Source organism: Mesorhizobium sp. LNJC391B00 (genome assembly GCF_000502535.1).
Classification (GTDB): Bacteria; Pseudomonadota; Alphaproteobacteria; order Rhizobiales; family Rhizobiaceae; genus Mesorhizobium.
Genome location: NZ_AYWI01000002.1, coordinates 646,925 through 662,004 on the forward strand (window position 1 = coordinate 646,925; position 15,080 = coordinate 662,004).

The following is a 15,080-nucleotide window of genomic DNA, read 5'->3' on the forward strand; positions in this document are numbered from 1 at the left end:
GGATGACGAAGGCGCTGAGGCCTTCGCCAATTGGTGACGTATGCGCACCGTCAAACACCGACCGGCAACCTAGTGCACTGCCGCATACATGATCTTCTCCTCCGTCGCCTCCGCCGGCGAGAACTCCTCCACGATGCGCCCCTGTCGGCACACCAGAATCCGATCCGACAGGTTCATGATTTCCGGCAGGTAGGACGAGATCACCACCACCGCCAGCCCCTCATCGGCCAGCCGGTTGATGATCTGGTGGATCTCGGCGATGGCGCCGACATCGACGCCGCGCGTCGGCTCGTCGAAGATGACGATGCGCGGCTGCTGCACCAGCCCCTTGCCGATCACCACCTTCTGCTGGTTGCCACCGGAAAGCTCGACCACGCGGGCGTTGTCGTTTATCGCCTTGATGTTCAGCGTCTTCGTCCATTCTGCGGAAAGCGTGCGCATCTCCTGCTGGTTGATCACCCAGGCCTTTTCGCGGCCCGCCGCCAGGAGCCCGCCGAACAAATTCTCGGCAATGCCCATCGTCTCGAAAATGCCCTCGCTTTTGCGGTCCTCGGAGACGTAGACGATGCCGTCGGCGACCGCTTCGCTCGGCACGAGATAGCGTACCGGCCGGTCGTCCAGCTCGATGGCGCCGCCGCGCAGGAAATCGCGCTTGTAGATGCCCGACACGATCTTGAAGGTCTCGGTGCGGCCCGAGCCGATCAGCCCGAACACGCCGGTGATCTGTCCCTGAAAGATCGAGAAGGAGGTGTTGCGCACGACATTGCTCATCGAAATGTCCTGCACCGACAGCACCTTCTTGCCGGCCTTGCGCAGCTTCGCCTCGTCGCGCTGGCGGTAGATCTGTCCCGACAAAGTGCGCCCTACCATGGCGGCGACGATCTTGTCGCGATCGAAGGCCGATGTGTCGTCGGTTATGACCAACTCGCCATCGCGCAGGATTGTGATGCGGTCGGCGATCATTAGCGCCTCTTCCAATGCATGGCTGATGAAGACGATCGAGACGCCGTTCGCCTTCAGCCGCCGGATCAGTGCGAAAAAGTGCCGCTTCTCCTCCGGCGTCAGCGTCGCCGTCGGCTCGTCGAAGATGATAATCTCGGCATTGTGGTGAACGGCGCGCGCGATCTCGACCATCTGACGCTTGGCCGCGCCGAGCGTTGCCACCATGGCGTTCGGGTCGACCGGGAAGTTCAGCGATTGCAAAAACTGTTGCGCCGAAATGTAGGTGCCGCGCAGCCGGTTGAGAAACTTTTCGGTGCCGAGATAGAGGTTCTGCGCCACTGTCATCGACGGCACCAGGCTGGTCTCCTGGAACACCATGGCGATGCCGGCCTCGAGCGCCGCATGCGGCGAGGCGTAGGCGATCTCGCGGCCTTTGTGGAACATCTTGCCGGAAGTGGCGTCGACGACGCCGGCAATGATCTTGGTCAGTGTCGATTTTCCGGCGCCATTCTCGCCGAGCAGCGCGTGGATTTCGCCCTTGCGCAGTTCGAAGCTGACTTGTCTGACCGCGGGCACGCCGCGATAGTTCTTGGTGACATTTTCCAGGCGCACGATCGGTTCCATCAGAAACCTCCCGCGTCGAGCACGCAATCGCCGCCCCTGGAGGCGATGAATAGAAGTCCGTCCTTCTCCGCCACGCTGCAAATGCCGTGGCGCGTGCCGTCGGCGCGGCTGTGCAGGCTGAATTGCGGCTGCATGGTCCGGTCGAGCTTCACCACCAGCCCGTAGGAGCGGCTCGGCGACCAGGGCTTGTGGATGCCCATGGTGCGGATGCCGCCACATTGCAGCGGTTCGAGGAAGCTGCGGTTGGAGGCCAGCGCCGGCGCGATCCAATAGGCCGGCGGCACTTGGTCGATCATGTCGCGCCGGTAATGCGTTTCCTGCAGCACGAATTCGATCAGCCGGTTGCGCGGCGCGAACAGGGCCAGCCACGCGCCGCCATCGCCGGCCGGCGCAAGGCGCGCGGGATAGCCGGGCAGATGCGTCAGCACGGTCGAGCGGCTACCGGTTGCACCATCGAAGCGAACAAGCTGGTGACGCCAGCTTTCGCTGACCAGCACATCTCGCCCCGTGGGATGGAGCCCATAGGGAAAGGCGATCTCGCCGGCCACTTTGCGGAACCCGCCGCCGGCTGCGTCCCGCCTCCAAAGCGATCCGGACGCGCCCTTCTTCATCAGGTCGGCGGCCCATAGCGACGGCGCATGCTCAGCCGAGCCATTGGCCAGCCACAACGTGTCGTCCTCGGCATAGGCAAGCGCGGTGATGCAGCTGACGCCAGACGGCAGCGAAACCTCCTTGCCGGCGACCAGCAGCTTGCCGCTCTCAAGTCCGACCGTCAGTTCTCCCGACAGTGATAGAGCCAGCGCAGTGATGGGGGAAGGAAAGGTCTCGACAACCTTCGGCTCCACTTCTGCGGCAAGCGAATAGATGGCGTTGCCGCTGGAAGCGAGCAGCCGGCCATCGGCAACCAGCAGATTGTCGGGTTCGATCAGTCCGGCAAAAACCGGCGCATCATCGAGCCGCGTGTTGGGCCGGAAGGCGCCGTCGAGCGGCGGGATGGTGACGGCCTTGCCGCGAAACATGTCCAAGATGGGATCGAGGATCATGGCTGCGTTCCCCAATAAGAAGCGGAGCTGGTCCAGGTCGGGTCCGCGCCCGCAATCTTGTAGCGGCCGATGCGGTTGTTGAGGATGCCGCCGACGAACAGGAAACCCTTGTGCTCGCGCATCGAGGTGACCATCGGATGCGCGCCGCCGGTGAGGTCGCCCATCGCCTCGATAATGCCGCCCTTGTCGTTGAATTTCACCACGCCGCCGGTGTTGATGTTGGGGAACAGCCACTCGTCCTGCGGCAGCCGGCGCGTCATGCGCTTGCGCATATCGGGATGGCGCAGCGACAGGTCGAAGCTCGGCGTGCGCATGCCGAGCCATGCCATCCAGTAATTGCCGTCGGAGGCGCGGTTGATGTTGTCGGGATAGCCCGGCATGTCGCGGATGACGCATTCGGCGGCGCCCGCCTTCGGCCCTTCCAGCCAGTAGCGATGCACGCGGCAGGCCCAGCTCTCAGCGAAGAACAGCGACTTGCCGTCATGCGCCATGCACACACCGTTGGTGTAGCGGTAGCCGTCGAGCAGTGTCTTCGTCGAACCGTCCTTCGGGTCATAGACCAGCAGCCGGCCGGTGGCGCGGTTCTCGATCGAGTCAAGCGCCCAATCGTGGGCGTCATAGCGCTTGGTGGAGTCAGTGAAATAGATGCGCCCGTCCGGCGCGATGTCGCAATCATTGGGGTCGCGCAGCCGCGCATCGTCTACGATCGAGGTCCAGGAGCGCGACGTCTCGGCCGACAAGCGCCTCACTTCCCGATCCGGTGAGACGGAATAGAGCCCCATGGCGCCGACGCAGCTGATCAGATTGCCCGATTTGTCGAAGGCCAAGCCCAGCGGAAAACCACCGATATGGGCAAACACCTCCGACTTAACGTAATCCGGTGCGAAAAAGCGGACGATCTCGCCATGGCGCGTGCCGCAATAGAGATGGTCGTCGCGGTCGAGGATGACGTCTTCCGGCCCTTCCAACTCGCCGAGCCCGATATGGTCGGCCGCCGACAGCCGGTTGTCGAGCGCGTAGGGCGTGCCTGAGCCCGGCACCGCAGACTGTGTCTCGCCCATCTTGAGATAGACCGGCGCGACATAGACTTCGTTGAGCACCTTATGGCGGTTCTTCAGCCAGCGGATGTCGATCGTCACCGCCACCGCCAGCATGATGCCCAGCACCATCTGGTTGGTGCCGGTGCCATAGCCCAGCCGGATCAGCCCGTTGGTCATGGTCAAGACGATGATGGCGCCCATCAGCCCCTTGATGACCGAGCCGCGCCCGCCACCCAGGCTGACGCCGCCGACCACCGCCGCCGTCAGCGCCATGATCTCCAGGTTGAGGCCGGTGCCCGGCCCTGCCCCACTCAAGCGGCAAGCGATGAGGAAGCCGCCGATCGAGGCGCAGAAGCCGGAAAAGACATAGGTCATGAACACGGTGCGGCGCACGCGAATGCCGGCATTGTGCGCCGAGCGCCGCGAGCCGCCGACCGCCAGCACATGCCAGCCCGGCCGTGAGCGCGTCAGCGCGATATGGGTGACGATGGCGAGAATGATCGCCAACCAGACCGAGACCGAAAGCCCCCAGAAGGTGCTGTCGCCGATGAAGTCGAGCACATCCGATGTCGCCTGGGAAAGCTGCACGTCGGCGGCATAGGTGGTGACGAGAATATCGAACAGCGCCCGGCCGAAGATGAACGTTACCAGGGTGGTCAGGAAGGCGCGCAGCCTGAGATAACCGACGAGGTAGCCGTTGACGGCGCCGAAGATCAGGCCGGTCGCAAGCGATGCCGCCAGCGCCAGCCAGATAGACTGTTCGAGAATGAAGAAGACATAGACGGCGGAGAAGCAGGACAGCGCGAAGATCGAGCCGACGGACAGGTCGATGCCGCCGCCCAGCATCACCACCGTCATGCCGGTGACCACCATCGAGAACTCGCCGAGCTGGCGGGTCGATTCCTGCAGCGAGGTCAGCTTGAAGAAGCCGGGAATGATCGAGCCGAACACGCTGAGCGTCGCCACCAGCGCCAGGAACGGAATGGCGTTGTCGGTCCAGCGTTTTGTCAGGATCTCGCCGACCAGATGGTCGGGCACGAGATTGTAGCGCCAGGACTGGAGGCGTTCGCGAAAGGACATCGGCGGCTGCTATTCCATGAGGGAACGAGGTGACCGGATTGTCCAGTCACCTCGTTTATTTCAGTCGAAAAGCGCGGCTTACTTCGCCGCCGCTTCGGCCTGCAGCGCCTTCAGGTCCCAGCAGCTGTCGGGCTTGAGGTCGGCCTTGGTCGTAGCCTTCTCCAGCGTGTAGATGTAGGTGTGCGACGTGCCGGCCGGCTGGCCGCTCTGCAGCAGGAACTTGATGATAGCGTTCATGTCGCCGGACTGGCGAGCCAGATCGGTCATCACCACGGCGCCGTAAGTTCCGTCCTGCAATTTGTCGCAATCGGCCGCCTTCTCGCCCCCGCCGGTGGTGACCAAAAACACCTTGCCGTCGAGCTTGGCGTCGCGGATCGCGGCGGATGCGCCGGTGGCGTCGCCATCCCAGAAGTCGATGATAGAGCAGATGTCCGGGTTCTGCTGCAGCATTGTCGTCGTCACGTTGCGCGACGTCGTCGGATCCCAGTTGGAGTCGGGCTTGGCCACGACTTTGAAGTCGGGGTGCTTCTCCAGCACCTTCATGATGCCGGCATACTGGTAGAGACTGGACGAGTTGGCCTGATCACCCTGCACAAGGCCGATCTTCTTCGACGAATTCTCGCCGCAGCCCTTGATCGCCGCTTCGGCCTCGAGTTGGCCGAGCCGGTCCCAGTCACTGCCGACAAAGGCGTCGGCCGGGAAGTTGGCGGGATTGTCGACCAGTATGACGTAGGTTCCGGCAGCCTGCGCCTTCTTCATCAGCTTGGAATAGGAGTTGAGATCCGGCGCATGGATGATCAGCACGTCCGGCCTTGTTTCGGACGAGATCGCGTCGGTGATCGCCTGTGCGCCGGCATCGACGACCCAGTTCGGATCGCGTGTTTCGAAGGTGCCGCCCCAGGCCTCGACTTCCGTCTTCAGATAGTGCGACCAGCCTTGCGCAAGGTCGAAGCCCATCGCCAGCGGCACCAGCATGACGCGCTTGCCCTTGAGCGCCTGCGCGTATGCGGCCGGGCCCGGATCGTCGGCGGCGAAGGTCGGCGCGACGAAGGCGGTGGCGGCAAGCGCCGTGGCGGCCGCCATCAGTGTTCTGATCAGTTTCATGTCACATCCTCTGTTTTTCACTTATTGCCGGCCGGTCGGCATGACCCGGTCGGGTACCCCTTAGATGTCGCCCTGCTGCGCGGTCTGTTCGTCACGCGGATTGATGATGCCGTCGACGATGATGGCTCCGAGCAGGATCGCCGCCTTGATCAGGTTTTGATAGAGCAGCGGAATGTCGATGATGGTCATCGCGTTCGACAGGATGCCGATAAGTGCAGCGCCCACCAGCACATTGCGCACCCCGCCCCGCCCGCCGGAAAGGCCGATGCCGCCGATCACCGCCACCAGCACGATGTCATAGAGCAGCGTCGAGTTGACGATGCGGGTGTTGATCGAATGCAGGCTTGCCGCCGTGAGCAGGCCGGCGATCAGCGCGACAAAGGCCGAAACCACATAACGCAGCACCAGCATTGGCCGCACCGGAATGCCGATGTTGCGCGCGGCGACCGGATTGTCGCCGGCGAAATAGATGTAGCGGCCCCATTTGGTGTAGCGCAGGAACAGGAAGAACAGGAAGGCGAGCCCGGCGAAGACGAACACTTCGATCGGAATGTCGAGGAAACGCAGGCCGCCGAGCAACTCCACCCAATGGCCCTGAGGCACCGGCACCGCATCCTGCGTGATCAGTTGCGAGCGGACATAGCCGAAGACGAAGGAGCCGGTCGCCAGCGTCACGAAGATCGCCGGCACGTCGGCATAAGCGACGAGAAAACCGTTGAGCAGGCCGATGGCGAGCACGCCTGCCAGCACGTAGGCGAAGGCGAGCCCATCAGGCGTTCCGGCGTTGAGCAATTGCAGATACCAGGCGACCGACATCGCCATGATCGCCACCGCCGACAGGTCGATGCCCCTGCCGATTATGACGACCGCCATGCCGAGCGCCAAAATGCCCAGCACCGACACCGAGCGGACGATGGCAACGAGATTGTTGGCAGCGATGAAACCAGGCAGCCCAATGGCAGCGGCGACGAACAGCACCACGGCGATGGCAAAGACAATGCCTTCCTGATTCAGGCTCCTGACATTTCGCCAGCCAATCGTGTTCATGTCTGCATTCGCCCCGATGGCAGCTCTGCCACCCCTTCCGAAGAAAGCTAATCGGCTCGGCGCCGCTTCGTCAAATGAATCCGCGCTCGGAACACCCGTTGGCAGTGATAATCTTCCAGTGGACGCACCGATTGCTAGAACTGGCGCAATCCTAGGAAAAGGCTGCGCTTTTGGCATTTGGTTGCACCATTGCGCGTATGCGCGAAGGTGCCGTTCTGAGGCGAAAGCACAAGGCGGAATTAATTGCCGCCTGAGCGGCGAAAATTGCGAATTCAGGTCCTGGACGTGTGGCCTGAAACTTCGGCGCCTGCACCGGGCGGCAGCACGAGGAACCGCAACGCCGCCGCCAGCCCGATGGCGCCGATGACCAGGAAGGCGATGCGAAAATCGACGAGGTCGAGCGCCGGCCGGTGCCTGACGATCTGCGACAGGTTCAGAATGGCAGCCGCCACCGCTACGCCGAACAGCATCGACATCTGCTGCAGCATGGACGACAAAGTTGCCGCCGAGCTGCGCTGCGCCGCATCGATATCGGCGAAGGCCAGAGTATTCAGCGCTGTGAACTGCATCGAGCGCGTCAGGCCGGCGATCAGCATCAGCGCTACCACCAGCGCCTGCGGCGTCTCCGGCGAGATCGCCGCGCAGGCCATGATCGAGGCCGAGGCGATCAGGCCGTTGACGACCATGACCGTGCGAAAACCAAAGCGCCGCAGCGTCGGCGTCGTCACCGTCTTCATGCCGAGATTGCCGAGGAAATAGGCCAGGATCATCAAGCCGGCATCGACCGGCGAAAGGCCAAAGCCGACCTGAAACAGCAGCGGCAAAAGGAACGGCGTGGCGTTGATCGCCACGCGAAAAATGGTGCCGGCGGCAAGCGTCGAGATGGCGAAGGTCTGCACCCTGAACGCGCTGAGATCGAGCAGCGGATGCGGCGCGCGCCGGAGATGCCGCACCGCCAGCCAGCCGATGACGATGCCGGCGGCAATCAGCAGCACGGCGGGCAAAGCGCCGTCTTCCGGATGTGCGATGCGCTCAAGGCCGTAGAGCAGCAGCGCGAGCCCCAGCGACGTGAGGAAAAACCCCGGCCAATCCAGCGGCTTGGGATCGGCCGCGCGGTCGCCCGGAATGAAGCGCGCGACCAGCGCCAGCCCGACCAGCCCAAGCGGGATGTTGATGAAGAAATTCCAGTGCCAGGAGAGATAGGTTGTGATGAAGCCGCCAAGCACCGGCCCGACCACGGGCGCAAACAACGCCGGCCAGGTGATCAGCGCCGTGGCGTTGAGCAGCTCCGACTTCGACGCATTGCGCAGCACCAGAATGCGCCCGACCGGCGTCATCAGCGCGCTGCCCAGGCCTTGCACGACACGGGCGGCAACGAACTGAGGCAGATTTTGCGAGAAGCCGCAGGCCAGCGAGGCCAGCGTGAACAGCACAATCGCCAGCAGGAAGATGTTGCGCGCGCCGAAGCGGTCGGCAAGCCAGCCCGACAGCGGCACGAACACCGCCATGGTCAGCATGTAGGCGGTGATGCCGATGCTCATCGCCACCGCCGTCACGCCGAAGGATTGTCCCATCTGCGGCAGCGAGGTCGAGATGATCGTCGAATCCAGCAGCTGCATGAAAAACGCGATGGCAACGATCAACGCCACGCGCCGCGCATTGCTGGCGGTTGCGGCGGAGGCCTCGGTGTCGGGAACGGCAGTCATAGCGAACCGCGTTGAACAGCATATGGCTGGCCCCGTCCAGAGCTTATCCAACAAACTTCCGTGTCGGCTCGCAGCCTGTTATGGATGGGCGGGCGGCCAAGGACATTGCATGAAGCCTATCTATATCGACTACCTCAATGCCCTAGATATCGAAGCCCTGGAGATGACCGACGGCGAAATCATTGCCGCTGTCGAAGCCGGGCTTATCGCGCAAGGCAATGGCCAGACGGTGATCGAGCCGCGCGTCCATCTTGAACCCGACCCTTCCTTCCATGGCCATTTCAACGTTCTGCGCGGCTACGTTGCGCCGCTCGATACGGCGGGCGTGAAAATCGTCGGCGACTATGTCGACAATTATCTGCACGGGCTCCCTTCAGAATTTGGCATTCTAAACCTGTTCGATCCGCGCACCGGCACGCCGCGCGCCATTCTCGACGCCACCGTCATCACCGACATGCGCACCGGCGCCGTCACCGCTATCGGCGCCAAACATCTGGCGCGCAAGAACTCCAAGGTGCTGGCCCATATCGGCGCGCGCGGCACCGCCTATTGGAATGTGCGCCTGCTCGACCATCTCTTCGACTTCGACGAGATCCGCGTCCATTCGCGCCGCCCGGAAAGCCGCGACGGCTTCGCTGCCAAACTCTCGGCCGATCTCGGCAAGAAAGTTACCGCGGTTGCCGACTGGGAAAGCTGCATCAAGGGCGCCGACATCGTCGTCGAAGCCTCGCGGCTGCCGGAGCCGCAGCCGCTGCTCAAGACCGAATGGATCAAGCCTGGTGCACTGGTCGTGCCCTACGGCACGATGAGCGCGGTGGAGCTGTCGCTGACCGACATCATGCAGAAAATGGTCGTCGACGATTGGGGCCAGTGCAAGGGCGGCAAGTTCGGCTCGCTGCGCGCCCATGTCGAAACCGGAAGGCTGAGCGAAAAGACGCTGCATGCCGAACTCGGCCAGATCGCCGCCGGCCTCAAAGCTGGACGCGAAAGCGACGACGAGACGATCCTGTTCTGGCATCGCGGCCTGTCGCTGTCCGACATTGCGCTGGGCAAGGCGATGCTGGCCAAGGCTGCTGATAAAGGCATCGGCCAGAGGCTGCGCTTCGCATGAGCGCGCTCGTCCTCACCGGCGCCGGCGTCAGCGTCGAGGACGTTGCGCAGGTCGCCCGCGGCGGCCGCAAGGTCGAGGTTGAACCGACAGTCATCGAGAGGCTCGACAAAGCGCGCAAAGTGCTCGACCAGGTGGCCGCGTCCGGTCAGCAAATCTATGGGCTCAACACCGGGCTCGGCGCCAATCTCGGCACATCGGTCGAGGGCGATGCCAGCGCCTTCCAGCGCCAGTTGCTGGAAGGGCGAAGCGGCGCTGTCGGCGAACCGTTGCCCCAAGAGGCGGTGCGGGCGACCATGCTTGCGCGCGCAGCGATGCTGGCAGTCGGCGGCTCCGGCATTTCGCCGGCGGCTTTCACCGCCCTTGTCGATGCGCTCAATGCAGGCGTGCATCCGGTAATGCCGCAGTTGGGCTCGATCGGCGCCGGCGATCTCGTGCTGATGACGGCGCTCGCCCGTCTGCTGACCGGCGATGGCGAAGCTGACTATCAGGGTCGGCGCATGCCGGCGGCCAAGGCGTTGATGATGGCGCGGTTGGCTCCGATCAGCCTGGCGCCGAAAGACGGCCTGTCGCTGATCAACGCCTCGGCGGTATCAGCCGGCACTGGCACGTTGGTACTGGCCGACGCGCTGTCGGCCTTTGCGCAACAGCAGCAGGCCGGCGCGCTGACCATGGAAGGGTTTGGCGCCAACCGCACGATCCTCGATCCGCGCCTGCATCTGGCGCGGCCGGCAGCCTGCCAGCAACTCGCGGCCAAGGGCCTGCGCGACCTGCTTGCCCGTGACGAGGAGCCGACGCCGACCACCTTGCAGGACCCGCTGTCGATCCGCTGCATGCCGTCGATCCATGGCGCGCTGATCCAGGCGATCGACCAGGCTCGGCTGGCGCTGGAGATCGAGCTCAACGCCGCCGCCGACAATCCGCTGGTGCTGGGCGATGACGGGCTGGTGCTGTCGACCGGCAATTTCCACACCGCATCGCTGGCGCTGGCCTTCGAGACGCTCGGCCTGGCGATCGCGCAATGCGCCGCGGCAAGCGTTGCCCGCTTGATCCAGCTCGCCGGGTCCGGCCGCAACGGCCTGCCGAAATATTTGTCGCCAGTCGGCGGTGCCTCGGCCGGTTTCGTGCCGCTGCAAAAGACGGCAACGGCAATCCTGGCCGGCATCCGCCACAAGGCCAATCCGGTGATGCTGGATTTCTTGGCCGTATCCGAAGGCGTCGAGGACCATGCGACGCAGACCCCTCTGGCGGTGTCGAAATGCGCCGAAATGATCGCGTTGTGGCGACGGCTGATCGCCTTCGAATTGATGGCCGCCGCCCAGGCAGTCGATCTGCGCGATGGCCTTAAGCTGGCGCCCGGCACATCAGCGGTCCATACCGCGGTGCGCGCGCATGTAGCGATGCTCAGGGAGGACCGGCCGCTGGGAACGGATGCCGAGGTGCTCCATGCCATGCTCGCCGACGGAACATGGCAAGGTGCAGCGATGATCGGCAAGGAGGCCGAGTAGTTAGCCCTTTGCGTCCACCCGTTTCATGAACAGGCTGAGCTCGGCCGGATCCATGCGCACGACATGCCTGTCTTCCGGATAGGCGCCGCTATCGACGTCGGCAACGTACTCGGAAAACGCCGCGACGCGTTCCGCCTGCAGACGATCGTACTCGGCGGCGAAGTTGCGGTAGACCTTGGAATGGCGCGGCATGTGGCCCCGGTTCTGGCCAAGAATATCGTCGGCAAACAGATATTGCGCGTCGCAGCCGGTGCCCGCACCCATCGACAGCATGATCAGCGAGGTCCGTTCCGAGATCGCCTTCGCCACCTCGATCGGCACCACTTCGATCTCGGCGCCGAGAGCTCCAACGGCCTCATACTGCTTGACCGCCTCAAAAATCTGCATGGCGGTGTCGGCGGTCTTGCCGACGGCCTTGAAGCCGCCGGTCCAGGTGGCGCGGGACGGAATGAGGCCGACATGGCCGATGACGGGGATCGCGTCGTCGGCGAGCCGCTTCACGGTGGCGAAACCGGCGCTGCAATAAACGGCGTCGGCGCCGGCCTTGTAGAGCCGGAACGCCCAGCGCAGGAAATCGTCCGCCGTGCCGATCTCATAAAAATTCTCGCCCGGCATGGTGAACAGGCTGGGCGCCGCATCGCGATACTCAGGGTTGAGCACCAGCTCGGGCGGCACCGAGACGATATCGACCCCTGCCCGCTCGGCAGCCTCGGCCTCATCCATGGTCAGGACGCGCAGCATGGTCAGCTGGCGCTTGCCCTTCATGGCGCGCAGATCGGCGACGGTCGGTCTCTTTCGGCTCATCGGGATGTCCCTGTTGGCTGGTTGCTTTTCCCGGTCACCTTACCGGCCCCGTAACAGGCCGGATAGAAGGCGGGTGGTTTATTCGCTACTCGGCCGCCGCCGACATATCGAGCTCGTGAAATTCACCGCGATAGGGCCGCGCCGTCGGCGGCAATTCGCGCTTGAGGAAATAATCCTCGTACCGCAGCTGCTTCAGCAGCACCGGCCAGACCTCGCGATAGGCATGCCACATGGACGGGTTCGCCGCCGGCAGGTCGTGCTTGACCAGCTCGTGCAGCCTCGGCAGCGCATGGTAGGGCACCATCGGAAACATGTGATGCTCGACGTGGTAATTCATGTTCCAGTAGATGAAGCGGCTGACCGGGTTCATGTAGACGGTGCGCGTGTTCAGCCGGTGGTCGACGACATTGTCGGCCAACCCGATATGCTGGAGCAGGCCGGTCAGAACCATGTGCCAGCTGCCATAAAAACGCGGCAGGCCGATCAGCACCAGCGGCAGCCATGAACCCAGCGCGATCGCGAGGGCGATCGTCGCAACGTACACGGCGACATGCCAGCGCGCCGCCGTGATGGCCTTGCCCTGTTCGGTCTCAGGAATGTAGCTCTTTTCGTCGTCCGACAGCTTGCCCAACGCCTGGCGCGCCAGGATCGGCAGCGAATAACGGAAATCGAGAATGCCGGTGAAGGCAAGCGCCGCCTTGACCAGATTTGGCGGCCGCATTACCGCGATCTCGGCGTCACGGCCGACGATGATCGTGTCGGTGTGATGCCGCGCATGGCTCCAGCGCCATTGCACCGGATTGCGCACCACCATGAAGCTGGCGATTTCGTAGATCGCATCGTTCATCCAGCGTGTGCGGAAGGCGGTGCCATGGCCGCATTCGTGCCAGCGCGAGTCGCTCGACGATCCATAGAGCACGCCATAGACGAGCAGGAACGGCACCACCCACCACGTGCCCCAGAACCACACGATGCCGGCGGCCGAGCCCAGGATGGCTGCGATCCAGATCACTGTATCGCGGATCGCCGGCCCGTCGGAGCGCTGCATCATTTCCTTCATTGCCTTGCGCGGCACGTCGGTGTGATACCACTCGGCCGAGGCCAGCCCGGTCTCGATCGCCCGGCGGGTGCTTTCGCCGACCAGGCCGTAATCGCGCTTTGTCTTGGCCGCCGTCGCCATCACCGTCTCGCCTACCTCAAAGCCCGTTGGCGCGGAACTTCCCGTCGAGAAATGTTTTCGCCCGCGGCACGTCGTCCTCGGTCAGATGCTCGATGATAACAGGGATGTTCGGGTGCTTCTCACTGAGCCGCTGCAGATAGAGATCGTAATTCAGCGATCCCAGCCCGGGCGCCGGCAGCTCGATCTCGCCGACGCCGCGNCTGCAGATAGAGATCGTAATTCAGCGATCCCAGCCCGGGCGCCGGCAGCTCGATCTCGCCGACGCCGCGGAAGGTCAGCCCCTCATGCGCGTCCGCGTCGCCGATATCGGCATGCTTCTCGGTCTTGTCGCTGCCTGAGCGCTTGACGTCCTTGGCGTGCGCGATGCGGATCTTGTCGGCCAGCGTGTCGAACACCTGGTTCAGCACCTGGTCCATGCGGTCGATATTGTGCGCCTCGAAATAATTGGTCGGATCCATCAGCAGGCCGAGGCCCGGATGGTCGACCTGCGCGAACATTTTGACCGTCTCCTCGACCGAACCGACGACATTGTTGACATAGGTTTCGAGCAGGAACACCGCGCCATGGTCGTAAGCCGTCTGGGCAAGATCCGAGATCACCTTGCGGCATTCCTCGAAGCCTTCCTCGGTCTTGTTTTTGGGATGATGCACCCAGTCGGATTCGGTGTTGTAGGTGCCGGTCTCCGAGATCACGTAGGGCGAGCCGAAGTCGCGCGCATTGCGGATGATTTCCTTGAGATAGCCGACGCGCTTCTCGCGCTCGGATTTGTCGGGATGGATGATGTTGGTGTAGCCCGAGATGCAGCAGACCGGCAGATTGTGGTCGCGAAACGTGTCGCGCACTGTCCTCGCCTTGTCCCCGGTGATCTGCCCGGCCGTGAGATCGACATCCCTGAAATGCATGTCGAGCTGCACTGTGTTGAAGCCGAGTGCACGGATGCGGCGGGCGGCCTCCGCGAGCTCATAGGGGAAATAGCCGGTGAAGATACCTGCCTGCATCATGATGTGAACTCCTCCCGGTAAGCGATTCAGCCGCCACACTATTCGGCGGCATGTTCAGTCGATCGATATCTCGGACAGTTTGACGGTGCGGCCTTGCGCCATCGAGCGGTAGCCCGCCTCGACCAGTGCCATTGTCTTGACGTTATCGGCGACGGAGAGCGCCGGCGGCGCGCCTGTCTTCACCGCATGCTGCAATTGCTCCATCACGCCGATGAAGGCATGCGGGAACCACATCGTGTCCCAGCTCGGGCTGACCCATTCGCCGCCGGTCGTCTCGGTCGANGATGAAGGCATGCGGGAACCACATCGTGTCCCAGCTCGGGCTGACCCATTCGCCGCCGGTCGTCTCGGTCGAGGCATAGGTCAGCGTCGAGGCCACGCCTTTCGGCCAGCCGATCGTGCCTTTGGCGACACCCTTGGTGCCGTCGACGCGCCAGTTGATGTGCTGGTCGTCCTCATAGCCCTCCTGGCGCGGTCCGGACCAGACATCCTCCAGCGACACGGCGAGCACGCCGGAGGGAAAGCGCAGCGTCGAGACGGTGATGCCGTCGCTATGCTCGAATGTAGTGCGCGGGTCCTTGCGTGTCAGCGTGGCGATTTCCGAGGGATCGCCGAACAGGAAGCGCAGCACGTCGAGATGATGCACGCTCATATTGGCGAGCGTCAGCCGGTCGTAGTCCTGAAGGAAAGTCTGCCAGTGCGGGATNGCGGGAACCACATCGTGTCCCAGCTCGGGCTGACCCATTCGCCGCCGGTCGTCTCGGTCGAGGCATAGGTCAGCGTCGAGGCAGCGCCTTTCGGCCAGCCGATCGTGCCTTTGGCGACACCCTTGGTGCCGTCGACGCGCCAGTTGATGTGCTGGTCGTCCAGATAGCCCTCCTGGCGCGGTCCGG

General features: G+C 63.6%; 10 protein-coding genes and 2 pseudogenes. 2 read left to right on the plus strand and 10 right to left on the minus strand.

Features of this window, described 5'->3' with window-relative positions:
- Positions 1 to 69 precede the first annotated feature (69 nt).
- The 6 genes from X750_RS156960 to X750_RS156935 form a co-directional block, all read right to left on the minus strand.
- Entirely contained in the window at positions 70 to 1,566 is a 1,497-nt protein-coding gene (locus X750_RS156960; protein ID WP_023736014.1) for a sugar ABC transporter ATP-binding protein, read from the minus strand.
- Positions 1,566 to 2,609 carry a hypothetical protein gene (locus tag X750_RS156955; protein ID WP_023696217.1) on the minus strand — a complete coding sequence of 348 codons (1,044 nt, stop codon included), beginning with the start codon at positions 2,607 to 2,609 and terminating at the stop codon, positions 1,566 to 1,568. Before X750_RS156955 ends, X750_RS156960 begins: the two co-directional genes overlap by 1 nt.
- Positions 2,606 to 4,729, minus strand: a complete 2,124-nt coding sequence (locus X750_RS156950) for an SMP-30/gluconolactonase/LRE family protein (RefSeq protein ID WP_023746981.1) — start codon at positions 4,727 to 4,729, stop codon at positions 2,606 to 2,608. Before X750_RS156950 ends, X750_RS156955 begins: the two co-directional genes overlap by 4 nt.
- A gap of 78 nt (positions 4,730 to 4,807) precedes the next feature.
- Complete coding sequence (locus X750_RS156945) at positions 4,808 to 5,833, minus strand: sugar ABC transporter substrate-binding protein (protein WP_023696219.1); 1,026 nt, start codon at positions 5,831 to 5,833, stop codon at positions 4,808 to 4,810.
- Positions 5,834 to 5,893: 60 nt separating this feature from the next.
- Positions 5,894 to 6,880 (minus strand): ABC transporter permease, encoded by a 987-nt coding sequence (locus tag X750_RS156940; protein WP_023696220.1) that lies wholly within the window; start codon positions 6,878 to 6,880, stop codon positions 5,894 to 5,896.
- A gap of 272 nt (positions 6,881 to 7,152) precedes the next feature.
- On the minus strand, positions 7,153 to 8,586 hold the full coding sequence (locus X750_RS156935; RefSeq protein WP_023696221.1) for a DHA2 family efflux MFS transporter permease subunit: 1,434 nt from the start codon (positions 8,584 to 8,586) through the stop codon (positions 7,153 to 7,155).
- A 109-nt stretch (positions 8,587 to 8,695) separates the two neighbouring features.
- Here X750_RS156935 and X750_RS156930 point away from each other — a divergent pair, with 109 nt between their 5' ends.
- Both X750_RS156930 and hutH read left to right on the plus strand, forming a co-directional pair.
- Complete coding sequence (locus X750_RS156930; RefSeq protein WP_023746982.1) at positions 8,696 to 9,697, plus strand: ornithine cyclodeaminase family protein; 1,002 nt, start codon at positions 8,696 to 8,698, stop codon at positions 9,695 to 9,697.
- A complete protein-coding gene (hutH, locus tag X750_RS156925) occupies positions 9,694 to 11,202 on the plus strand; it encodes a histidine ammonia-lyase (RefSeq protein WP_023746983.1) in 1,509 nt (502 codons plus the stop codon). Before X750_RS156930 ends, hutH begins: the two co-directional genes overlap by 4 nt.
- Here the strand turns inward: hutH and X750_RS156920 are convergent, their stop codons facing one another.
- The 4 genes and pseudogenes from X750_RS156920 to X750_RS01000000162725 all read right to left on the minus strand — a co-directional run.
- Positions 11,203 to 12,006, minus strand: a complete 804-nt coding sequence (locus X750_RS156920; RefSeq protein WP_023682254.1) for a 3-methyl-2-oxobutanoate hydroxymethyltransferase — start codon at positions 12,004 to 12,006, stop codon at positions 11,203 to 11,205.
- An 85-nt stretch (positions 12,007 to 12,091) separates the two neighbouring features.
- The gene (locus X750_RS156915) at positions 12,092 to 13,186 is read right to left on the minus strand and encodes a fatty acid desaturase family protein (protein WP_023736018.1); all 1,095 of its coding nucleotides are present in this window, start codon (positions 13,184 to 13,186) and stop codon (positions 12,092 to 12,094) included.
- A 16-nt stretch (positions 13,187 to 13,202) separates the two neighbouring features.
- Positions 13,203 to 14,187, minus strand: a pseudogene (locus X750_RS01000000162720) (sugar phosphate isomerase/epimerase).
- Positions 14,188 to 14,241: 54 nt separating this feature from the next.
- A pseudogene (locus tag X750_RS01000000162725) lies at positions 14,242 to 14,896 on the minus strand (Gfo/Idh/MocA family oxidoreductase); the annotation flags it as partial.
- Between the last annotated feature and the right edge of the window lie 184 nt (positions 14,897 to 15,080).